Source organism: Sunxiuqinia rutila (assembly GCF_050589705.1).
In the GTDB taxonomy this organism is placed as follows: Bacteria; Bacteroidota; Bacteroidia; order Bacteroidales; family Prolixibacteraceae; genus Sunxiuqinia; species Sunxiuqinia rutila.
Genome location: NZ_JBNGOT010000008.1, coordinates 212,406 through 231,553 on the forward strand (window position 1 = coordinate 212,406; position 19,148 = coordinate 231,553).

Below are 19,148 nucleotides of genomic sequence, written 5' to 3' on the forward strand. Positions count from 1 at the left end.
TTAATTATTTAGTGGCTTTTTTCTTATTAGCTACAGTTTTCTTTCTTCCTTTACGCGTACGAGCATTGTTTTTAGTGCTTTGCCCGCGAACAGGAAGACCAATCCGGTGGCGAATGCCACGGTAACAACCGATATCCATCAGTCGTTTGATGTTCAGTTGGTTTTCAGAACGTAATTCGCCTTCAACCTTAAAGCTTTCGTTGATGGTTTTGCGAATAGCAGCGAATTGATCATCAGTCCAATCCTGTACTTTCAAATTTGCATCAACGCCAGCTGTAGCGAGGACTTTATTCGCACGACTACGGCCAATGCCATAAATATAAGTCAGTGCAACTTCTCCTCTTTTATTATTAGGAATATCAACTCCAACAATACGAGCCATAAATAAATTTTTTACAAAGTTAATTAATTATCCTTGACGCTGTTTGAACTTTGGATTCTTTTTGTTGATCACATACAAACGGCCTTTTCTGCGCACAATTTTGCACTCGGCACTGCGTTTTTTAATGGATGTTCTTACTTTCATTATTTCGTACTTTAATTTTTATATCTAAAAGTAATCCTTCCTTTGGTTAAGTCGTAGGGAGACATCTCCACTTTAACTTTATCTCCTGGAAGAATTTTGATATAATGCATACGCATTTTACCAGAGATATGTGCTGTTATCACGTGCCCGTTTTCGAGTTCAACTCGAAACATGGCATTTGATAATGCTTCAATGATTGTTCCGTCTTGTTCTATCGAAGGCTGTTTTGCCATAAAAATTTTCGTTTAAATTCTTTTGCTTGTTTGTTATAGATTACATCATTGAACCAGCTCCGCCGGTACGTCCTTTAATCCGCCCTGATTTCATCAGTCCGTCATAGTGACGCATCAACAAATGACTTTCAATTTGCTGTAAAGTATCCAAAACAACACCCACCAAAATCAACAACGAGGTACCTCCAAAAAAGTAGGCAAACTGAGTGTTAATTCCGGCAATCATTGCAAAAGCTGGCAAAATAGTTACAATCCCAAGGAAAATAGATCCTGGCAGTGTAATACGAGACATCACGGTATCTAAGAACTCTACAGTCCGTTTTCCGGGTTTAACACCTGGAATAAAACCACCATTCTTCTTCATATCTTCGGCCATTTGAACCGGATTGATTGTAATCGCTGTATAAAAATACGTAAACAATATCACCAGTACAAATTGAGAAAAGTTATACCAAAACCCAGTGTGATCAGAAAATGCAGCCGCAAAACCGCTCATACTGTCTGAATTGGTAAAACCTACCAGAGTAATTGGAACAAACATGATTGCCTGCGCGAAGATAATTGGCATAACTCCGGCGGCATTCACTTTCAACGGGATATACTGACGTACTCCTCCGTATTGTTTGTTGCCTACTATTCGTTTAGCATACTGCACCGGAATTCTGCGGGTACCTTGTACCAGCAGAATGGTGAGCATAAATACAACAAACAAAACAACAAACTCTACCAGGAACATGACCATGCCCCCGCCTTGCTGTTCGAGCCGGCTAATAAACTCGGCAAAAACAGAGAAAGGCAGTCGGGCAATAATACCAATCATGATAATCAATGAAATCCCGTTCCCTATTCCTTTATCGGTAATGCGTTCTCCTAACCACATAACAAACATCGACCCGGCAGTCAAAATAATGGTTGATGTTACTTTGAACATCCAGCCGCTAACTGCAAAGGCTTCTGCTGGTAACTGAAATGTTAAATTAGCAAGATACGCAGGTGCCTGGAAGATTAAGATCACAACCGTTAAATAACGGGTAATTTGATTGATCTTTCTTCTTCCTGATTCCCCTTCTTTTTGTAACCGCTGGAAATATGGGACGGCTATTCCCATCAACTGAATTACAATGGAAGCTGAAATGTAAGGCATAATCCCTAAAGCGAAAATAGATGCGTTTGAGAATGCTCCCCCTGAAAACATGTCCAGTAACCCCAGCAACCCATCTGAGGTTTGGTTTTTCAACTCGCCCAGCTGTGCGGGGTCAATACCAGGTAATGCAACAAACGATCCTAATCGGTATATTAAAAGAAAGAATAGTGTAATTCCCAAACGAGACCTCAGGTCTTCAATCTTATAAATATTCTTTAGGGTTTCGATAAATTTTTTCATCAGGTTAGAGTGTTTCTGTGGTTCCTTCTAGTTTTTCGATAGCTGCTTTTGCGGAATTAGAAAAGGCATGTGCTTTCACCTCTAACTTCAACTTCAATTCGCCATTTCCTAAAATCTTCACCCGGTCATTTTTAGCAGCCAGACCGGCATCAACGATGGTTTGCACGTCAATGGCAGTAAGCGATTTGCTTTCTGCCAGTTTTTGCAATGTATCCAAGTTGATGGCTTTATATTCTATCCTGTTAATGTTCTTGAATCCGAATTTTGGTACAACACGTTGCAAAGGCATTTGACCGCCTTCGAAACCGCGTGTACGGCTATATCCTGATCTTGACTGAGCTCCTTTATGACCACGTGTGGATGTACCACCACGTCCGGAGCCTTGGCCACGACCAATACGCTTATCTTTTTTTACGGATCCTGCTGCAGGTTTAAGATTACTTAAATCCATAATTTTTAGCTTAAACTATTTTAAATTTCTTCAACTTTCACCAAATGGCTCACTTTGCTCACCATACCTAAAATCTGAGGAGTGGCTTCTTTTTCTACAAAGTGGTTCATCTTCTTAATTCCAAGTGCTTCAATTGTTGCTTTCTGCACTTTATTGGAACCAATTTTGCTTTTTACTTGTGTGATTCTAATCTTAGCCATAGTTCCTATCCTTTAAATACTTTTTCTAAAGAAACTCCACGGTGTTCAGCAACAGTGCGGGCATCTCTCAGTTCGAGCAATGCATTGAAGGTTGCTTTAACCAGGTTATGAGGGTTTGACGATCCTTTTGATTTCGCAAGGATGTCGTTAATACCAACGCTCTCCAGTACGGCACGCATCGCACCACCGGCTTTTACTCCGGTACCTGATGTTGCAGGTTTCAGGAAAACACGGGCTCCACCAAATTTGGCGATTTGCTCATGAGGGATTGTTCCTTTGTGAACAGGAATTTTCACTAAATTCTTCTTCGCAGCATCAACTCCTTTTGCAATCGCGGTAGTGACTTCACTTGCTTTACCAAGTCCCCATCCAACAATTCCGTCTTCGTTTCCGACAACAACGATTGCTGAAAAGCTGAAAGTTCTACCCCCTTTGGTCACTTTGGTTACACGGTTAATTGCAACCAAACGGTCCTTAAGTTCAATGTCAGTTGTTTTGACTTTCTTAATACTTCCTGCCATAATCATTAAAATTTAAGGCCACCTTCACGGGCAGCTTCAGCTAATTGTTTTACTCTACCGTGATATAAATATCCGTTACGATCGAACACAACATTTTCGATTCCGGCTGCTTTTGCTTTTTCAGCTAATGCTTTTCCAACCAAAGCAGCTTGTTCTACTTTATTGCCTTCTTTTTCGCTGATTTCTTTATTCAATGAAGAGATTGAAAGCAAAGTCGTACCATCCAGGTCATTGACCAATTGGGCATAAATTTGCTTGTTACTTCTAAATACACTCAAACGAGGTCTTTCAGAAGTTCCGGTAACGATTTTCCGGATTCTCTTTTTAATTCTATATCTTCTTTGTTGTTTCGTTAAAGCCATGGTTTCAAATTTTACTATTTAGCAGAGGCTGATTTACCAGCTTTACGTCTTAATTCTTCACCGACAAACTTCACACCTTTTCCTTTGTATGGTTCTGGTGCTCTGAATGAGCGTATCTTCGCAGCTACCTGGCCGACCAACTGTTTGTCACAGCTTTTCAAAGTTACAGTCGGGTTGTTACGTTTATCAGTAACAGCTTCAACTTTAACTTCGTCTGGAAGATTCAGGTACGTGTGGTGAGAATGTCCTAAAACCAAGTCCAACAATTGTCCTTGATTTTCTGCACGGTAACCAACACCTACAAGTTCCAACTTAATTTCATAGCCTTGAGAAACTCCAACAACCATGTTGTTGACCAATGAACGGTAAAGGCCGTGCAGGGCACGGTGTCTTTTTTGTTCAGTTGGGCGTTTTACCAAGATTTGGTTTTCTTCAACAGCTACTTCCATTTCGGGATCTACCTTTTGCGAAAGTTCGCCTAATTTCCCTTTCACTGTCACCACGTTTTCCGGGCTCACAGTAACGGTTACTCCGGCTGGTAGTTCGATTGGTAATTTACCTATCCTTGACATTACTATTCCTCCTTATTAATAAACGTAACATAAAACTTCACCACCTACATTCAGGTCGCGTGCCTCTTTGTCAGAAATCACACCCTTTGAGGTAGAAATAATAGCAACTCCCAGGCCGTTAAGTACACGAGGAATATTCTCGCTGTCGCAGTACTGTCTCAAACCAGGTTTACTAATCCGTTTGATGGATTTTATAGCTGGTTGTTTTGTTTCAGGATGATATTTCAAAGCAATTTTAATGTTGCCCTGGAAATTCACATCATCTTCAAACTTGTAGTTCAAAATATACCCTTTATCTTTTAAGATTTTGGTAATTTCTTTTTTTATGTTTGAAGCAGGAATATCAACCACGCGGTGCTTTGCTGCCTGAGCGTTACGCACGCGGGTTAAAAAATCTGCTATCGGGTCTGTAATTTTACTCATTACTTTTGTACTTAATAGTTTACCAACTTGCTTTCTTAACACCGGGAATCAGACCTTCTGAGGCCATTTCGCGGAAGTTAATCCGGCTAATTCCGAATTGGCGCATATAACCTTTTGGACGTCCGGTTAGTTTACAACGGTTGTGCATCCGTACCTTAGACGAGTTTTTAGGTAATTTCTGCAAACCTTCATAATCACCTTCAGCTTTGAGCTGGGCCCTTTTTTCGGCGTATTTTTCAACAAGTTTTGCCCTTTTTACCTCGCGGGCTTTCATTGATTCTTTAGCCATAACTTAGTTCTTTTTTACGTTTTTAAAAGGTAAACCTAACTCTTTCAACAAGGCAAAACCTTCTTCATCCGTGCTCGCAGAGGTTACAAAAGTAATGTTCATACCGTTAATACGGTTAACCTTGTCAATGTTGATCTCAGGAAAAATAATTTGTTCTGGAATTCCAAGGGTGTAGTTGCCTTGTCCGTCCATTTTACTTTCAATACCGCGGAAGTCACGAATACGTGGCAACGAGATATTGATTAGCCGCTCAAGAAATTCATACATTCTTTCTTTTCTCAGTGTCACACGGACACCGATGGGCATTTTTTTCCTCAGTTTAAAGTTGGAGATGTCCTTCTTTGATTTGGTTTGGACTGCTTTTTGACCGGCAATCATTGTCATTTCCTCAGTGGCAACTTCAATGATTTTTTTGTCCGCGATAGCAGCTCCAACACCCTGGTTAAGAACAATTTTCTCCAATTTCGGAACCTGCATAACAGATTTATAATCAAATTCCTTAGCTAACGCAGGAATGATTTCTTCCGAATATTTCTTCTTAAGTGTTGGTGTATAAGCCATTACTTAATCTCCTCTCCAGATTTTTTTGAATAACGTACTAGTTTACCATTGCTTCCGAGCTTACGCCCAATGCGTGTTTTGCCGCCCTCTTTTGGGTCAACATGCATTAGGTTTGACAGGTGGATTGGTGCTTCCTTTTCAACAATACCTCCCTGCGGATTTTCCGCGTTGGGTTTGGTATGTTTTTTAACCATATTAACACCCTCCACAATTGCTCTGGTTTTTTCCCGAATTACTTCGAGAACTTTGCCTTGCTGACCTTTATAGTTACCGGCAATAACAACAACGGTGTCACCTTTTTTAATGTGTAATTTTGTCTGCATTTTGTTTAATTTATGCATTAAAGCACTTCAGGTGCAAGCGAAATAATTTTCATGTTTTTATCACGAAGTTCCCTTGCAACAGGGCCAAAAATACGGGTTCCGCGCATCTCTCCAGTGTTGTTCAATAAAACGACTGCATTATCATCAAAGCGGATGTAAGATCCATCCTGACGACGTACTTCCTTTTTAGTGCGAACAACGATGGCTTTTGACACAGTTCCTTTTTTCATATCACTTCCAGCGATTGCATTCTTTACAGTAACAACCACTTTATCGCCAATTGATGCGTAACGTTTCTTTGTTCCGCCTAAAACACGGATACAAAGAACTTCTCTGGCACCACTGTTATCGGCAACTGCACATCTTGATTCCTGTTGTATCATGATTACTTAGCTCTTTCAATAATTTCAACTAATCTCCAGCGCTTGCTTCTGCTTAAAGGTCTTGTTTCCATGATCTTTACAGTATCTCCTACGCTGCAAGTGTTTGTTTCGTCATGGGCGTATAACTTGGTTGTCTTATTTACGAATTTTCCGTAAATGGGGTGCTTTTCTTTACGCTTCACCGCTACAACAATACTTTTATCCATATTGTCGCTGACAACAACTCCGATACGCTCTTTTCTCAGATTTCTTGCTTCCATTGACTACAAATTAATTCTGATTTTGATTCAATTCCCTCTGACGCTTGATGGTCTGAAGGCGTGCAATGTTCTTGCGGGCTTCCTTGATTTTCATCGGGTTGTCCAGCGGAGAAACTGCATGATTCATATTTAGACGTGCCAAGGTTTCTTTCTCCAATTGGATTTTTTCCTGGATTTCCTTGTCTGTTAACTCTTTAATTTCTGATGCTTTCATCTTTAATCCTCTTTAATAGATTCAACATAGTCACGTCTAATAACAAACTTCGTAGTTACCGGAAGTTTCTGAGCGGCCAAACGCAAGGCTTCTTTTGCCATTTCGAATGGAACGCCATCAGCTTCGATCAAGATACGACCGGGAGTTACCGGAGCTACGAATGCTTCAGGAGCACCTTTACCTTTACCCATCCGTACTTCGGCAGGTTTTTTAGTAATAGGTTTATCTGGGAAAATACGGATCCAAATTTGACCCTGACGTTGCATATGACGAGTTACCGCAACCCTGGCAGCCTCAATTTGGCGACCGGTAAGCCATGCGCTTTGCAACGACTTTATACCGAAAGAACCGAATGCAAGTTCTGTACCGCGTTGGGCATTCCCTTTCATTCGTCCTTTTTGTACTCTTCTAAATTTTGTTTTTTTCGGCTGTAACATCCTTTTTTAATTAAAAGGTTTTCGAATTATTTTCTTCTCTTTTTGAAACCGCCACTTCTTCCGCCACCGCGAGGACCGCCACCTTGAGCGTTCTTTTGTCCGAGGTTGGGAGAGAGGTCACGTTTTCCGTAGACTTCGCCTTTACAAATCCAAACCTTAACACCGATCAAACCGGTTTTTGTTAAAGCTTCCGCTAAAGCATAATCAATATCAGCTCTCAGCGTGTGCAAAGGAGTACGACCGTCTTTATACATTTCAGAGCGCGCCATTTCAGCACCGTTCAAACGACCGGATACTAAAATTTTAATTCCTTGCGCACCCATTCTCATGGTAGAGGCGATGGCCATCTTTGTAGCACGACGGTAAGCAATTTTACCTTCAATTTGACGTGCAACATTGTTGGCAACGATACGGGCATCCAGTTCAGGTCTTTTAATCTCAAAGATATTGATCTGAACTTCTTTGTTGGTGATCTTTTTCAACTCCTCTTTCAATTTGTCGACTTCCTGACCACCTTTGCCAATAATAATACCAGGTCTTGACGTGTGAACTGTAATAGTAATCAGCTTCAAGGTTCTTTCGATAATGATCCGTGAAATGCTTGCTTTAGCCAAACGGGCGTTCAAGTATTTGCGGATCTTAGTATCTTCAACCAGCTTATCACCATAGTCGTTTCCACCGAACCAGTTGGAATCCCATCCACGGATGATCCCTAAACGATTAGCGATTGGATTAACTTTTTGTCCCATGTATTACTATTTATTCGTTATCGTTTTCTACAGTTTTACTATCAACGCAAATTGTAACGTGGTTTGAACGCTTGCGAATCCGGTGTGCACGGCCTTGTGGGGCCGGGCGCAGACGCTTCAAGATACGTCCTGAATCAACCGCAATTGTTTTCACATACAAGTTGCTTTCTTCCAAACGAGTTCCCTCGTTTTTAGCCTGCCAGTTTGCAATGGCTGACATCAACAGTTTCTCAACTTTGCGTGAAGCTTCTTTTGAGGAAAACTTCAGGACATCCAACGCCCGGTTTACTTCCATTCCACGAACCATATCGGCAACCAGCCTCATTTTTCTTGGAGAAGTAGGGCAGTCTTTTAATACCGCAAAGTATTGTGATTTGCGAGCTTCTTTCAGCTCATTTGCTCTATTTCTTTTTCTAGCACCCATCGTAATTTCTTTTATTAGTTAATGAGATTCTCATGCCTTAGCGTTTGTTTCCGGCATGTCCCCTAAAAGTTCTTGTAGGTGCAAATTCGCCAAGCTTATGGCCGACCATGTTTTCTGTGACATAAACTGGAATGAATTTGTTTCCGTTATGCACTGCAATGGTGTGCCCTACAAAGTCGGGAGAGATTACTGATGCTCTGGCCCAAGTCTTAATAACTGACTTTTTTCCTGCTTCATTCATTGCGTCAACTTTTTTCTCAAGCTTATAGGCAATGAATGGGCCTTTTCTTAATGAACGACTCATATCCTACTCCTTTTATTATTTCTTGCGTTTTTCTACAATATACTTATTGGAAGCTTTTTTCTTAGCACGGGTTTTGAATCCTTTTGCTAACAAGCCATTGCGTGAACGAGGATGTCCTCCTGACTGACGGCCTTCACCTCCACCCATTGGGTGATCAACCGGGTTCATAACGACACCACGTACGCGTGGTCTTCTTCCTAACCAACGAGAACGACCTGCTTTTCCAGATCTTTCTAAGTTGTGTTCCGTATTTCCAACAGTTCCAACTGTAGCCTTGCAAGTAACGAGTACCATACGGGATTCACCAGAAGGCAACTTTACAATTGCGTACTTTCCTTCTCTTGAGGTCAACTGTGCATATGTTCCTGCACTTCGCACCATTACGCCACCTTGTCCAGGTTGAAGCTCAATGTTGTGTACAATAGTACCTAGAGGGATTTCTTTAAGTGGAATTGAGTTACCTACTTCAGGGGCGATTCCTGATCCGCTCATTACTGTCTGTCCAACCTGCAATCCGTTGGGAGACAAAATGTACCGTTTTTCACCATCGGCGTACACCAACAGTGCAATACGGGCTGAGCGGTTCGGGTCATACTGAATAGACTCTACACGTGCAGGGATACCGTCTTTTTCGCGTTTGAAATCAATCGCACGGTATCTCTTCTTGTGCCCTCCACCTATATACCTCATTGTCATGCGTCCTTGGCTGTTACGACCACCGGACTTCTGCATGGGCTTCAACAATGATTTCTCAGGCGTTGATGCAGTAATGGTATCAAAAGCGCCAATAATTTTGTGCCTTTGACCCGGAGTAACTGGTTTTAATTTTCTTACTGCCATTTCGTTTTATTAAATATTACTGTAAAAATCAATTGTATCTCCTTCTACCAATGTGATGATTGCTTTTTTATAAGCAGCCGTTTTTCCCTTAATCACCCCGGCTTTTGTATAGCGGCTTTTGTTTTTGCCACCATAAACCATGGTATTAACGGAAGCTACACTCACATTGTACAGTTCTTCAACTGCTTTTTTAATCGCTTGTTTATCTGCTTCTCTGCGGACAACAAATCCATAACGGTTGAACTTTTCGCTCTGTGCCGTCATCTTTTCTGTCACTATGGGTTTGATCAAAATATCCATTATTTTTCCCCCTTAAATCTTAAACTGTTCTTCGATCTTACTTACCGAACTCTCAAAAAAGATCACCTTATTGGCGTTCATGATCTGATAAGTGCTTAACTCAGAAGCAGTTACAACAGAAACACCTTCTAAATTTCTGGAGGACAAATATATATTTTTATTTTCGTCTGGTAAAACGAAAAGAGACTTTTTATTGGTAATCTTCAGATTATTACTGATGTTAGCCATCTCTTTGGTTTTTGGTACTTCCAGACTAAAGTCCTCAAGAACTAAAATATCGCTTGCTTTTGCTTTGTAAGTCAAAGCCGATTTACGCGCTAAAGCTTTTACTTTTTTGTTCAATTTGAAGCCATAGTTTCTTGGACGAGGTCCAAATACGCGACCACCACCTCTGAACAAAGGTGACTTGATGCTACCAGCACGTGCAGTACCAGTACCTTTTTGCCGTTTAATCTTTTTTGTACTTCCAGCAATCTCTCCACGCTCAGTCGCTGAGTGTGTTCCCTGGCGCTTGTTGGCCAAGTACTGTTTTACGTCAAGATAAATAGCATGGTCGTTAGGCTCAATACCGAAGATTTGGTCTTGCAAACCAACTTTTCTTCCGGTTTCCTTTCCTGTTTTATCTAATACTTGTACTTCCATTACTGATTAATTATTACGTATGATCCTTTTGCTCCAGGAATTGATCCTTTAACAACTAATAGGTTACTTTCAGGAATTACTTTCAAAACCCGAAGGTCTTCGATTGTTTTGCGAGCACCGCCAGTACGACCAGCCATGCGCATTCCTTTAAATACTCTGGAAGGGTAAGAAGACGCACCAAGCGAACCTGGAGCTCTCAGACGGTTGTGCTGACCGTGTGTAGCATCACCTACTCCACGGAAGTTATACCGCTTAACAACACCTTGGAAACCTTTTCCTTTGGTAATGCCTGTAACATCAACCCAACTACCTTCTTCGATTACATCAACAGTAATGGTATCACCAAGTTTGTAATCACTTTCGAAGTCTTGAAACTCGACAACTTTACGCTTTGGCTCTGTTCCAGCTTTCTGGAAGTGTCCGAACTCAGCTTTGGTGGTGTGCTTTTCTTTCTTGTCACCGTAAGCAAGCTGAATAGCGTTATAGCCATCGGTTTCAGCCGTTTTCACTTGTGTTACAACACAAGGACCGGCTTCGATCACAGTGCATGGAATATTTTTTCCCTCAACACTGAATACGGATGTCATTCCGATTTTTTTACCGATTATTCCTGCCATTTTTTTACTTTTTACAGGTTATCATACTTTAATTTCTACTTCAACACCACTGGGCAATTCCAGTTTCATTAGGGCGTCGATAGTTTTAGCTGTTGAGCTGTAAATGTCGATCAAACGTTTGTAAGACGACAACTGAAATTGCTCACGTGATTTTTTGTTCACGAAAGTGGAACGCAACACTGTGAAAATACGTTTGTGAGTAGGAAGCGGGATGGGCCCGCTTACTACTGCACCTGTTGTTTTTACAGTCTTAACGATCTTTTCAGCCGACTTGTCCACTAAGTTGTGATCATACGACTTCAGCTTAATTCTGATCTTTTGACTCATGATGAGATAAAATAATTATATTATAATAATTCTACTTTTCCTTGCATTTCCTCAAGTACTTTCACTGCCATTTGTTTTGGCACTTCTTCGTAGTGTGAGAACTCCATTGATGAAGTTGCACGACCAGAAGAGAGTGTTCTCAATACGGTTACATAACCGAAGATTTCAGAAAGTGGCACTGTAGCTTTAATTACTCGTGCTCCGGCTTTCTCAGTCATTCCGGCTACCTGTCCGCGTCGACGGTTCAAGTCACCAATAATATCACCCATGTATTCTTCAGGAGTAACAATCTCAGTCTTCATAATCGGCTCCAATAATTTAGGACCGGCTTTAGAAGCTGCACTCTTGAACGCCTGACGACCACAGATTTCGAAAGACAGCTGATCCGAGTCAACCGCGTGGAATGAACCATCAAGCAATTCAACTTTCAGGCTATCCAGTTGGAATCCGGCCAAAGGACCGTTCAACATCGCTGTTTCAAAACCTTTTTGTACAGAAGGAATAAATTCTTTAGGAATCCGACCTCCTTTTACGCTGTCGATAAATGTTAAGCCTTCCTTGCCTTCCTCGGCTGGTCCAACTTTCACAATGATATCAGCGAATTTACCACGACCACCAGACTGTTTCTTGAATACTTCACGTAATTCAACTTCCTGGCTAATGGCTTCTTTATATGCAACCTGTGGTTTCCCTTGGTTACATTCGACTTTGAATTCACGTTTCAAACGATCGATAATGATCTCCAGGTGAAGCTCACCCATACCACGAATAACCGTTTGTCCTGAATCTTCGTCCGTGTTTACTTTGAATGTTGGATCTTCTTCGGCCAATTTAGCCAATCCCATTCCAAGTTTATCGATGTCTTTTTGAGTTTTAGGCTCAACAGCAATACCAATTACTGGCTCTGGGAAATCCATGCTCTCCAGAGTAATTGGGCTTTTCTCAGTTGAAAGAGTATCTCCTGTGCGGATATCTTTAAAACCTACTGCTGCACAAATATCACCTGCTTCAATGACATCTTTGGGGTTTTGCTTGTTCGAGTGCATTTGGTAAAGACGCGAAATACGCTCTTTCTTTCCGGTTCTTGAATTGTAAACAGTTGATCCTGCGTCAATTTTTCCGGAATACACACGAATAAAGCACAAGCGACCAACGAATGGGTCTGTAGCAATTTTAAATGCTAAGGCAGACAAAGGCTCTTCAACATCAGCATGGCGAACAGTTTCTTCGCCTGTTTGAGGGTTTATACCAACCAATTCTTCTTTGTCCATTGGGCTTGGCAAAAACTCTACAACAGCATCCAGCAAGCGCTGTACACCTTTGTTTTTAAAGGCAGAACCGCACATCATTGGAACAATAATCTGCTTCAATGTTCCCTGACGAATAACTGAAAGCAATTCATCGGAAGTAATTGAATCCGGATCTTCGAAGTAACGCTCCATCAAGGCATCATCCAGTTCAGCAACTGATTCCACCAATTTTTCACGGTATTCGTCAGCCTGTTCTTTCAATTCAGCTGGAATTTCTTCCAGTTTATAGTCTGTTCCCAATGTAGCATCTTCGTACCAACGAATAGCTTTCATTTCAATCAGGTCAATCACCCCTTCAAAGCTTGCTTCAGATCCGATTGGAATCTGAATTGGCACAGGGTTAGCACCTAATTTTTCACGAACTTCAGAAACAACATTGAAAAAGTCGGCACCTGAACGGTCCATTTTGTTGACGAAACCAATCCGTGGAACACCATACTTCTCCGCCTGGCGCCATACGGTTTCAGACTGAGCTTCAACACCACTTACTGCACAAAACAAAGCGACAGCACCATCCAAAATACGCAATGAACGCTCTACTTCAACAGTAAAGTCAACGTGTCCCGGGGTATCAATAATGTTAATTTTATACTGGCTCTCATTGTGTTTCCAGAATGTAGTAGTTGCTGCAGAGGTAATTGTAATTCCTCTTTCCTGCTCTTGCTCCATCCAGTCCATTGTGGCTGAACCATCGTGAGTCTCACCAATACGGTGCGTTAATCCGGTATAATAAAGGATACGCTCCGAGGTGGTTGTTTTACCAGCATCAATGTGAGCCATGATACCGATATTTCTTGTATATTTTAGATCTTTTGTTGCCATGCTAATAAACCAATATTCTAATCCTTGTTAAACTAATTTACCCCAATCCTAAAATCTGAAGTGTGCAAAAGCACGGTTTGCTTCAGCCATGCGGTGCGTATCTTCTTTCCGCTTGTAGGCACCACCTTCATTATTGAACGCAGCCTGAATCTCAGCAGCCAACTTGTCTGCCATAGACTTACCAGAACGTTTACGGGCAAAAAGGATTAAGTTTTTGATAGAAACTGCCACTTTTCTTTCAGGGCGAATTTCCATTGGAACCTGGAATGTAGCACCACCTACGCGGCGGCTTTTAACTTCGACTGCCGGAGTAATGTTCTCCAAGGCTTTTTTCCAGATATCGAGGGCAGAAAGCTCGTCGTTTTTCATGCGTGAATCAACGATATCGAGCGCATCGTAGAAAATTTGATAGGCCACGGTTTTTTTACCGTGCTGCATCATGTCGTTTACAAATCTTGTAACTAGAACGTCGTTAAATTTAGGATCGGGAAGAATGATCCTCTTTTTTGGTTTCGATTTTCTCATCGTAATCTTCTTTAGTGTTATTCGAATTGGTTGTGTTATCGATTTGGAGCTTCAGTTCATCCGACCCCTGCCGGACTCATTTACTCAACCAAACCACTGCAAGCGGTCAATTCTCAATATTACTTCTTCGGTCTTTTCGTACCGTACTTAGAACGTCTTTGTGTGCGTCCCTCAACACCGGCAGTGTCCAATGCACCGCGAACTAAGTGATAACGTACCCCTGGCAAGTCTTTCACCCTACCACCGCGCACCAATACAATTGAGTGCTCTTGCAGGTTATGACCTTCACCCGGAATGTAGGCGTTCACTTCTTTTTGGTTTGTCAACCTTACCCTGGCAACTTTACGCATAGCCGAGTTCGGTTTCTTTGGTGTAGTTGTGTAAACACGCACACAAACACCACGCTTCTGAGGACAAGAATCCAATGCGGGAGACTTACTTGACTCCGATAGCACTGTACGTCCTTTCCTTACTAATTGTTGAATCGTTGGCATACAACTATTTAATTAATCATTAATATTTCTCCAAAATGGACTGCAAAGGTATTGAAAAATCGTCAAAATCAATGCATTCCGCTTGCGTTTTTGACAGAACTCTCCAAAAACGGCAGGCAAAAGTACTAATTTTCAGAAAATAACAATAGCTTTTCTACTTGTTTTTTGGAATTTACCCCAAAATTAAATTGGGATTTAGTTCGCATCCATAACTTTTTCTTTCAGGATGGATTTGATCGGATTGAAGAAACGCTGAATCAACCGGAGGTCTTCGGTAATAATCTCAGCTTCACCCTTCATCTCCTGACTAAAGGTAAGCGGAATGCCATAATTCGTAATTAAATCCTGCGGAAGGTCAATTTCTGCAATGTAATTATCATTGGAAGAAACCAGCGAAATCGACTTCACGACTCCCCGAACCATACCATATTCCATATAGGGAAAATTATCGAACCGAATATTAACCACCTGCCCCGGCTTCACTTTTCCGGAACCGCGCAGCGGCAATGTAACCCGACCAATAATCTTACTCTCCACCTCAGGCACAACAGTAAACACAACATCATCGCTTTTAACCTGTTGGTTTTTACTCCAGAAATTGGTAAACGTCACCTTTCCATCAATCGGCGTCTGCAACACAAAAGCCTTATTCCAATAATCCAGACGGCTTTTCAACACATTCAAAGCCTCAATCAACCCGGACTGCGCCTGCCGTTTCTGGTCTTCAAACTCCTTTTCTGCGCCAATTATTTCTTGCTGAAGCTGAATAATCTCCTTCTGTGTGGTAGCCAGATCCGTTCGAGCTCCATTGAAACTATATTTCTTTTGCAACAGCGATGACTCCGATTTCTTATAATCAACCAGCGAGAGCACATCACGCACGAACAGACCAGAGTCGCGCCTGAACTGCTCATAAGCAATCTGATACTCATTTTCCAGAATCTGTCGCTGAGACCACAAACGATCATAATAAACACGCAGCATGTGCTCTTGCGCTTGCAGTGATTTAATTTTTTGCGGATAAAAGTTCAACCTCACAAAACTGATGTAATTATTATACAGGCGTAAAAACGATGAAAAATCAGCTTGAATTTCGCCCAATCGATAATCCGGCTTCAGCGACCGGTAAAACAAAGTATCGAAGGTAATAAAATACCCCTCCAGCTGGTCTAGCTCTTCTTCCAAACGAATCACATCCTGATAATCGGCAGCATTCTCCAAAATAGCAATCAACTGGTTCTTCCGCACTGTATCCTTATCCTCCACAAACAACTGATCAATCTTACCGGTATTGCGAGCCACAATGTGTGCCGGCGGATTTTCAGAAAGCACCACAATGCGCGCCCGAATAATATCAGGATAATGAAAAACCCAGGAACCCAACAACAACAACATTACAAAAATCAAAATCATCGTCAAGCCACTTCGCAGCAACCACGACGGCGACTTCCCAATGATTTCCTGCACTTCATCACTTCGAATCTCTATGTTATCATTTTGTGGCATATATATTACTCTATTTCTTTCCCAACCATACCAATTATTTATCCAGCTGGAGCTTTCCTCCAAATTGAATTGTCGGATTAATCTCCTTCAAATGTAGAATAAAACCCCGCTTATCCTTTGGTGAAATCAAAATTGACTCTCCCGATCCATACTTTATCTCCAACCGATCAAGCGAATTCGCAGGAGCTGCCAACGGATTATGGGTCTCCCTTATTTCGCGGATAACCTCAATCCGAATAGACTTATCAACAATAAAACCACCTTTCACTTTCAAAACACCATTACCAACAAGATAATAAGTCGTACTGAACAAATAAGCAATAAAAACACTCACCAAAAGATTAACCACAAGCCCCGGCCAAGCCTGAAGATAAAGCATCAATGCAGAAGTTCCTCCTATCACAACAACAAGAATAAGAAGAATTCCACGCCCTATTTTTGACCTGTATTTTTTCATTTTGAGCACTATCTAAAACATAAACACATTCAGACATGCAATACAAACAAAACCTAATTACCTAACTCCAGCTGGTTTTTCACCAAATTGTAATAAGCACCTTTCCGTGCCGTCAGTTCATTGTGATTACCAACTTCAACGATCTCACCCCGGTCCAACACCACAATCTGGTCAGCATTCTTCACCGTACTCAACCGGTGAGCCACAACCACAACCGTCTTCCCCTCATACACCTGATCCAGGTTTTCCATAATTACCTTTTCATTATTGGCATCCAAGGCATTGGTCGCCTCGTCGAAGAACAAGTACTCCGGATTCTTATAAACCACCCGTGCAATCAGTATTCGCTGCTTTTGCCCCTGACTCAAGCCGTGTCCATCCTGACCAATTCGCGTGTTGTACCCCAAAGGCAACCCTTCTACAAAGTCCTGAATATTGGCCGTTTTTACGGCGAACAACAATTTCTCTTTATCAACCCGCTCATCGCCCACCACAATATTATTCACAATGGTATCTGAAAAAATAAATCCATCCTGCATCACCGCACCAACCTTGGTACGCCACCACTGCTGCGAAAAGTTCTTCAAATCGGTATCGCCCACGCGAATTGCTCCGGATACCGGCGGATAAAACCCCAGCAACAATTTTACCAATGTCGTTTTACCACTTCCACTGGTTCCAACAATCGCGGTCAACTTCTTCTCCGGAATAGTCAGCCCAATCCGATTCAACACCTTGGGAGAATGTGGTCCTTCATACTGAAACACCAAATCGGAAATAACAATGGAACGCTCGGCCGGCATCGTATTAATGCGCGGATCTCCCTTCTTTTCCTCATCCTCTTTATTATGAATTTCCCCTAGTCGCTCCAAACTGATTTTCGCATCCTGCGCCAGGTGCATAAAACTAATAAGCTCGGAAAGCGGAGCATTCAACTGCCCGATAATGTACTGCACAGCCAACATCATCCCCAGGGTCATTTGCCCATTCAACACAGCCATAGCCGCCAAAACCGTAATAATAATATTTTTGGTTTCATTGATAAAAACCGATCCCGCTTGCTGGTACTGATCCACCGACAAGTTTTGCACATTCACCCGAAACAGCCGCGCCTGAATACGCTCCCACTCCCAGCGCTTTTGCTTTTCGTAGTTATTCAGTTTGATTTCGGGCATCCCATTAATCAGCTGTATCAACATGCTTTGATTTTCGCTCAACTGGGCGAACTTTTTATAATCGAGCTGACGACGACGCTGCATAAATAAATACACCCACCCCATATACAAAACGGACCCGACAACAAACACCGCCAAAATCTGCCAACTGTAAATGGCCAGCACGACACCAAAAATCACCAGGTTGAACAGCGAAAACAAAACACTCAGAGTTTGCGTGGTCAGAAACCGCTCAATCCTGCGATGATCTTGAATGCGCTGCATTAAATCGCCAATCATTTTGGTATCAAAAAAGCCAATGGGCAATTTCATCAACTTTATCAGGAAGTCAGAAATAATGGAAATATTAATACGGGTACTGACATGCAGCAAAATCCACGAACGGATAAAATCAACCGACATTTTACCCACAAACAACATCATCTGAGCTGCCAACACCAGGTAAATAAAGCTGATATCCTGGTTATTGATTCCAACATCAACAATGCTTTGTGTCAGAAATGGAAAAATCAGCTGAATAATGCTCGCGGCCAAAAAACCAATCAACAACTGCCCCACCAGGCGACGATGCGGCCGAACATAGCGCCACAGAAACGCAAAACCTGTGCGGTCATCGGACTCATCATCCTGATCATAAAAAGCCGGCGTAGGCTGCAACATGAGGCAAATCCCCTTCTCCTCTCCGGCTGTCACCGTAGCCAACCAATGCTTCTTAAACTCCTGCTCATTATACTTCACCAAGCCAAAAGCCGGATCGGCCACATACACCTTCCCCTTTTTTACTTGGTAAACAACCACAAAATGGTTTTGATCCCAATGCACAATACAAGGCTTCGGAACATCCTTCACCAACTGGGCGTAAGTCACCTTGGTTCCCAAACTACGCATCCCAATCGCTTCTGCGGCATCACTGACACCAAGCAGCGAAACACCTTCGCGCGAAATGTGTGATTGTTCCCGTAAGTAGTTCAAATTGAAGTTGCGCCCGTAAAACTTGGCGATCATCCGCAGGCACGTTGGCCCGCAATCCATGGCGTCGGGTTGCTTATAATGAGGGAAACGAGGCATAACACTATTTTACTCCTTAAAATTACAGGAAATCAACGTTCATTTGCCGCCCCTTGCGATTAGTTATTCACAATTGCCGGTTAATAGCGAAAGCCCGACACTTAGCCTCCAATAGCTTTCCGAAGAAATAAAAAGCACAATAGCGATTAATCCAAATACCGCCTATCTATTGTTCCTAACTCGACCATCGGAAAAGCCTTAAACTAGCTCCTTCCAATAAGCCCCCTCCTTCAAAAAAAATACACCACCCCGCTTGCTGGCACCTTCACCCCCATCAACAAAAACAAGCGCCATATAAGTTTTTCAGAAATAAAAAAGACTACACATTCCAAAAAGCATTTCTATAACATATTTCACCCACAGAACCATCGTTGTTTGTTAATAAATTATTACTAATTTTGGTGACTTCCATAGGAAATTCAACCTACAAAACGTGTTTTAACCAATAA

At 41.9% G+C, this 19,148-nt stretch carries 31 protein-coding genes; all 31 read right to left on the reverse strand.

What is annotated here, in order from left to right; translation table 11 throughout:
- Positions 1–4: 4 nt before the first annotated feature.
- The 31 genes from rpsM to ACRD6K_RS12375 all read right to left on the reverse strand — a co-directional run bounded on the left by rpsM (position 5) and on the right by ACRD6K_RS12375 (position 18,699).
- Positions 5–382, reverse strand: coding sequence for a 30S ribosomal protein S13 (rpsM, locus tag ACRD6K_RS12225; protein ID WP_299579610.1), 378 nt, complete (start codon positions 380–382; stop codon positions 5–7).
- A gap of 27 nt (positions 383–409) precedes the next feature.
- Positions 410–526 (reverse strand): type B 50S ribosomal protein L36, encoded by a 117-nt coding sequence (ykgO, locus tag ACRD6K_RS12230; protein WP_082326576.1) that lies wholly within the window; start codon positions 524–526, stop codon positions 410–412.
- 11 nt (positions 527–537) lie between these two features.
- Positions 538–759, reverse strand: coding sequence for a translation initiation factor IF-1 (gene infA / locus ACRD6K_RS12235; RefSeq protein ID WP_053187509.1), 222 nt, complete (start codon positions 757–759; stop codon positions 538–540).
- A 40-nt stretch (positions 760–799) separates the two neighbouring features.
- Complete coding sequence (gene secY / locus ACRD6K_RS12240) at positions 800–2,143, reverse strand: preprotein translocase subunit SecY (RefSeq protein ID WP_299579634.1); 1,344 nt, start codon at positions 2,141–2,143, stop codon at positions 800–802.
- A gap of 4 nt (positions 2,144–2,147) precedes the next feature.
- Positions 2,148–2,594 carry a 50S ribosomal protein L15 gene (rplO, locus tag ACRD6K_RS12245; RefSeq protein ID WP_299579637.1) on the reverse strand — a complete coding sequence of 149 codons (447 nt, stop codon included), beginning with the start codon at positions 2,592–2,594 and terminating at the stop codon, positions 2,148–2,150.
- Positions 2,595–2,614: 20 nt separating this feature from the next.
- Positions 2,615–2,794, reverse strand: a complete 180-nt coding sequence (rpmD, locus tag ACRD6K_RS12250; RefSeq protein WP_299579642.1) for a 50S ribosomal protein L30 — start codon at positions 2,792–2,794, stop codon at positions 2,615–2,617.
- 5 nt (positions 2,795–2,799) lie between these two features.
- Entirely contained in the window at positions 2,800–3,321 is a 522-nt protein-coding gene (rpsE, locus tag ACRD6K_RS12255; RefSeq protein ID WP_430973479.1) for a 30S ribosomal protein S5, read from the reverse strand.
- Complete coding sequence (gene rplR / locus ACRD6K_RS12260) at positions 3,321–3,677, reverse strand: 50S ribosomal protein L18 (RefSeq protein ID WP_299579645.1); 357 nt, start codon at positions 3,675–3,677, stop codon at positions 3,321–3,323. Before rplR ends, rpsE begins: the two co-directional genes overlap by 1 nt.
- Positions 3,678–3,691: 14 nt before the next feature.
- Positions 3,692–4,249 (reverse strand): 50S ribosomal protein L6, encoded by a 558-nt coding sequence (gene rplF / locus ACRD6K_RS12265; RefSeq protein ID WP_299579648.1) that lies wholly within the window; start codon positions 4,247–4,249, stop codon positions 3,692–3,694.
- A 15-nt stretch (positions 4,250–4,264) separates the two neighbouring features.
- Complete coding sequence (rpsH, locus tag ACRD6K_RS12270; protein WP_430973523.1) at positions 4,265–4,663, reverse strand: 30S ribosomal protein S8; 399 nt, start codon at positions 4,661–4,663, stop codon at positions 4,265–4,267.
- A 28-nt stretch (positions 4,664–4,691) separates the two neighbouring features.
- The gene (gene rpsN, locus ACRD6K_RS12275) at positions 4,692–4,961 is read right to left on the reverse strand and encodes a 30S ribosomal protein S14 (protein WP_053187487.1); all 270 of its coding nucleotides are present in this window, start codon (positions 4,959–4,961) and stop codon (positions 4,692–4,694) included.
- A 3-nt stretch (positions 4,962–4,964) separates the two neighbouring features.
- Positions 4,965–5,522 carry a 50S ribosomal protein L5 gene (gene rplE / locus ACRD6K_RS12280; RefSeq protein ID WP_299579657.1) on the reverse strand — a complete coding sequence of 186 codons (558 nt, stop codon included), beginning with the start codon at positions 5,520–5,522 and terminating at the stop codon, positions 4,965–4,967.
- Positions 5,522–5,845, reverse strand: a complete 324-nt coding sequence (gene rplX, locus ACRD6K_RS12285; protein ID WP_299579660.1) for a 50S ribosomal protein L24 — start codon at positions 5,843–5,845, stop codon at positions 5,522–5,524. Before rplX ends, rplE begins: the two co-directional genes overlap by 1 nt.
- Positions 5,846–5,862: 17 nt before the next feature.
- The gene (rplN, locus tag ACRD6K_RS12290; RefSeq protein ID WP_299579662.1) at positions 5,863–6,228 is read right to left on the reverse strand and encodes a 50S ribosomal protein L14; all 366 of its coding nucleotides are present in this window, start codon (positions 6,226–6,228) and stop codon (positions 5,863–5,865) included.
- 2 nt (positions 6,229–6,230) lie between these two features.
- On the reverse strand, positions 6,231–6,488 hold the full coding sequence (gene rpsQ / locus ACRD6K_RS12295) for a 30S ribosomal protein S17 (RefSeq protein WP_299579665.1): 258 nt from the start codon (positions 6,486–6,488) through the stop codon (positions 6,231–6,233).
- A 10-nt stretch (positions 6,489–6,498) separates the two neighbouring features.
- Positions 6,499–6,702, reverse strand: coding sequence for a 50S ribosomal protein L29 (gene rpmC, locus ACRD6K_RS12300; protein WP_299579668.1), 204 nt, complete (start codon positions 6,700–6,702; stop codon positions 6,499–6,501).
- A 2-nt stretch (positions 6,703–6,704) separates the two neighbouring features.
- Positions 6,705–7,139 carry a 50S ribosomal protein L16 gene (gene rplP, locus ACRD6K_RS12305; RefSeq protein WP_299579671.1) on the reverse strand — a complete coding sequence of 145 codons (435 nt, stop codon included), beginning with the start codon at positions 7,137–7,139 and terminating at the stop codon, positions 6,705–6,707.
- Positions 7,140–7,165: 26 nt separating this feature from the next.
- Positions 7,166–7,888 carry a 30S ribosomal protein S3 gene (gene rpsC, locus ACRD6K_RS12310; protein WP_299579674.1) on the reverse strand — a complete coding sequence of 241 codons (723 nt, stop codon included), beginning with the start codon at positions 7,886–7,888 and terminating at the stop codon, positions 7,166–7,168.
- Positions 7,889–7,898: 10 nt separating this feature from the next.
- Complete coding sequence (gene rplV / locus ACRD6K_RS12315; protein ID WP_299579677.1) at positions 7,899–8,312, reverse strand: 50S ribosomal protein L22; 414 nt, start codon at positions 8,310–8,312, stop codon at positions 7,899–7,901.
- A 37-nt stretch (positions 8,313–8,349) separates the two neighbouring features.
- Positions 8,350–8,616, reverse strand: coding sequence for a 30S ribosomal protein S19 (gene rpsS / locus ACRD6K_RS12320; RefSeq protein WP_299579680.1), 267 nt, complete (start codon positions 8,614–8,616; stop codon positions 8,350–8,352).
- Positions 8,617–8,631: 15 nt separating this feature from the next.
- Entirely contained in the window at positions 8,632–9,456 is an 825-nt protein-coding gene (gene rplB / locus ACRD6K_RS12325; protein ID WP_299579683.1) for a 50S ribosomal protein L2, read from the reverse strand.
- A 9-nt stretch (positions 9,457–9,465) separates the two neighbouring features.
- Positions 9,466–9,756: a 50S ribosomal protein L23 gene (rplW, locus tag ACRD6K_RS12330; RefSeq protein WP_299579686.1), complete on the reverse strand. Its 291-nt coding sequence runs from the start codon at positions 9,754–9,756 to the stop codon at positions 9,466–9,468.
- A gap of 12 nt (positions 9,757–9,768) precedes the next feature.
- Positions 9,769–10,398, reverse strand: coding sequence for a 50S ribosomal protein L4 (rplD, locus tag ACRD6K_RS12335; protein ID WP_430973480.1), 630 nt, complete (start codon positions 10,396–10,398; stop codon positions 9,769–9,771).
- Positions 10,398–11,015, reverse strand: coding sequence for a 50S ribosomal protein L3 (gene rplC / locus ACRD6K_RS12340; RefSeq protein ID WP_299579692.1), 618 nt, complete (start codon positions 11,013–11,015; stop codon positions 10,398–10,400). Before rplC ends, rplD begins: the two co-directional genes overlap by 1 nt.
- A gap of 21 nt (positions 11,016–11,036) precedes the next feature.
- On the reverse strand, positions 11,037–11,342 hold the full coding sequence (gene rpsJ / locus ACRD6K_RS12345) for a 30S ribosomal protein S10 (RefSeq protein WP_299579695.1): 306 nt from the start codon (positions 11,340–11,342) through the stop codon (positions 11,037–11,039).
- A gap of 20 nt (positions 11,343–11,362) precedes the next feature.
- Positions 11,363–13,474 (reverse strand): elongation factor G, encoded by a 2,112-nt coding sequence (fusA, locus tag ACRD6K_RS12350; RefSeq protein WP_299579698.1) that lies wholly within the window; start codon positions 13,472–13,474, stop codon positions 11,363–11,365.
- A gap of 48 nt (positions 13,475–13,522) precedes the next feature.
- Positions 13,523–13,999: a 30S ribosomal protein S7 gene (gene rpsG, locus ACRD6K_RS12355; RefSeq protein WP_299579701.1), complete on the reverse strand. Its 477-nt coding sequence runs from the start codon at positions 13,997–13,999 to the stop codon at positions 13,523–13,525.
- 119 nt (positions 14,000–14,118) lie between these two features.
- Complete coding sequence (rpsL, locus tag ACRD6K_RS12360) at positions 14,119–14,493, reverse strand: 30S ribosomal protein S12 (RefSeq protein ID WP_299579704.1); 375 nt, start codon at positions 14,491–14,493, stop codon at positions 14,119–14,121.
- 195 nt (positions 14,494–14,688) lie between these two features.
- Positions 14,689–15,999 (reverse strand): HlyD family secretion protein, encoded by a 1,311-nt coding sequence (locus ACRD6K_RS12365; RefSeq protein ID WP_430973481.1) that lies wholly within the window; start codon positions 15,997–15,999, stop codon positions 14,689–14,691.
- 34 nt (positions 16,000–16,033) lie between these two features.
- The gene (locus tag ACRD6K_RS12370; protein WP_430973482.1) at positions 16,034–16,456 is read right to left on the reverse strand and encodes a PH domain-containing protein; all 423 of its coding nucleotides are present in this window, start codon (positions 16,454–16,456) and stop codon (positions 16,034–16,036) included.
- Positions 16,457–16,509: 53 nt separating this feature from the next.
- Positions 16,510–18,699, reverse strand: a complete 2,190-nt coding sequence (locus ACRD6K_RS12375; RefSeq protein WP_430973483.1) for a peptidase domain-containing ABC transporter — start codon at positions 18,697–18,699, stop codon at positions 16,510–16,512.
- Positions 18,700–19,148 lie beyond the last annotated feature (449 nt).

Coding starts and splice junctions, on each gene's coding strand:
- rpsM (WP_299579610.1), bottom strand. CDS start 382: ATGGCTCGTATTGTTGGAGTTGATATTCCTAATAATAAAAGAGGAGAA.
- ykgO (WP_082326576.1), bottom strand. CDS start 526: ATGAAAGTAAGAACATCCATTAAAAAACGCAGTGCCGAGTGCAAAATT.
- infA (WP_053187509.1), bottom strand. CDS start 759: ATGGCAAAACAGCCTTCGATAGAACAAGACGGAACAATCATTGAAGCA.
- secY (WP_299579634.1), bottom strand. CDS start 2,143: ATGAAAAAATTTATCGAAACCCTAAAGAATATTTATAAGATTGAAGAC.
- rplO (WP_299579637.1), bottom strand. CDS start 2,594: ATGGATTTAAGTAATCTTAAACCTGCAGCAGGATCCGTAAAAAAAGAT.
- rpmD (WP_299579642.1), bottom strand. CDS start 2,794: ATGGCTAAGATTAGAATCACACAAGTAAAAAGCAAAATTGGTTCCAAT.
- rpsE (WP_430973479.1), bottom strand. CDS start 3,321: ATGATTATGGCAGGAAGTATTAAGAAAGTCAAAACAACTGACATTGAA.
- rplR (WP_299579645.1), bottom strand. CDS start 3,677: ATGGCTTTAACGAAACAACAAAGAAGATATAGAATTAAAAAGAGAATC.
- rplF (WP_299579648.1), bottom strand. CDS start 4,249: ATGTCAAGGATAGGTAAATTACCAATCGAACTACCAGCCGGAGTAACC.
- rpsN (WP_053187487.1), bottom strand. CDS start 4,961: ATGGCTAAAGAATCAATGAAAGCCCGCGAGGTAAAAAGGGCAAAACTT.
- rplE (WP_299579657.1), bottom strand. CDS start 5,522: ATGGCTTATACACCAACACTTAAGAAGAAATATTCGGAAGAAATCATT.
- rplX (WP_299579660.1), bottom strand. CDS start 5,845: ATGCAGACAAAATTACACATTAAAAAAGGTGACACCGTTGTTGTTATT.
- rplN (WP_299579662.1), bottom strand. CDS start 6,228: ATGATACAACAGGAATCAAGATGTGCAGTTGCCGATAACAGTGGTGCC.
- rpsQ (WP_299579665.1), bottom strand. CDS start 6,488: ATGGAAGCAAGAAATCTGAGAAAAGAGCGTATCGGAGTTGTTGTCAGC.
- rpmC (WP_299579668.1), bottom strand. CDS start 6,702: ATGAAAGCATCAGAAATTAAAGAGTTAACAGACAAGGAAATCCAGGAA.
- rplP (WP_299579671.1), bottom strand. CDS start 7,139: ATGTTACAGCCGAAAAAAACAAAATTTAGAAGAGTACAAAAAGGACGA.
- rpsC (WP_299579674.1), bottom strand. CDS start 7,888: ATGGGACAAAAAGTTAATCCAATCGCTAATCGTTTAGGGATCATCCGT.
- rplV (WP_299579677.1), bottom strand. CDS start 8,312: ATGGGTGCTAGAAAAAGAAATAGAGCAAATGAGCTGAAAGAAGCTCGC.
- rpsS (WP_299579680.1), bottom strand. CDS start 8,616: ATGAGTCGTTCATTAAGAAAAGGCCCATTCATTGCCTATAAGCTTGAG.
- rplB (WP_299579683.1), bottom strand. CDS start 9,456: ATGGCAGTAAGAAAATTAAAACCAGTTACTCCGGGTCAAAGGCACAAA.
- rplW (WP_299579686.1), bottom strand. CDS start 9,756: ATGGATATTTTGATCAAACCCATAGTGACAGAAAAGATGACGGCACAG.
- rplD (WP_430973480.1), bottom strand. CDS start 10,398: ATGGAAGTACAAGTATTAGATAAAACAGGAAAGGAAACCGGAAGAAAA.
- rplC (WP_299579692.1), bottom strand. CDS start 11,015: ATGGCAGGAATAATCGGTAAAAAAATCGGAATGACATCCGTATTCAGT.
- rpsJ (WP_299579695.1), bottom strand. CDS start 11,342: ATGAGTCAAAAGATCAGAATTAAGCTGAAGTCGTATGATCACAACTTA.
- fusA (WP_299579698.1), bottom strand. CDS start 13,474: ATGGCAACAAAAGATCTAAAATATACAAGAAATATCGGTATCATGGCT.
- rpsG (WP_299579701.1), bottom strand. CDS start 13,999: ATGAGAAAATCGAAACCAAAAAAGAGGATCATTCTTCCCGATCCTAAA.
- rpsL (WP_299579704.1), bottom strand. CDS start 14,493: ATGCCAACGATTCAACAATTAGTAAGGAAAGGACGTACAGTGCTATCG.
- ACRD6K_RS12365 (WP_430973481.1), bottom strand. CDS start 15,999: ATGCCACAAAATGATAACATAGAGATTCGAAGTGATGAAGTGCAGGAA.
- ACRD6K_RS12370 (WP_430973482.1), bottom strand. CDS start 16,456: ATGAAAAAATACAGGTCAAAAATAGGGCGTGGAATTCTTCTTATTCTT.
- ACRD6K_RS12375 (WP_430973483.1), bottom strand. CDS start 18,699: ATGCCTCGTTTCCCTCATTATAAGCAACCCGACGCCATGGATTGCGGG.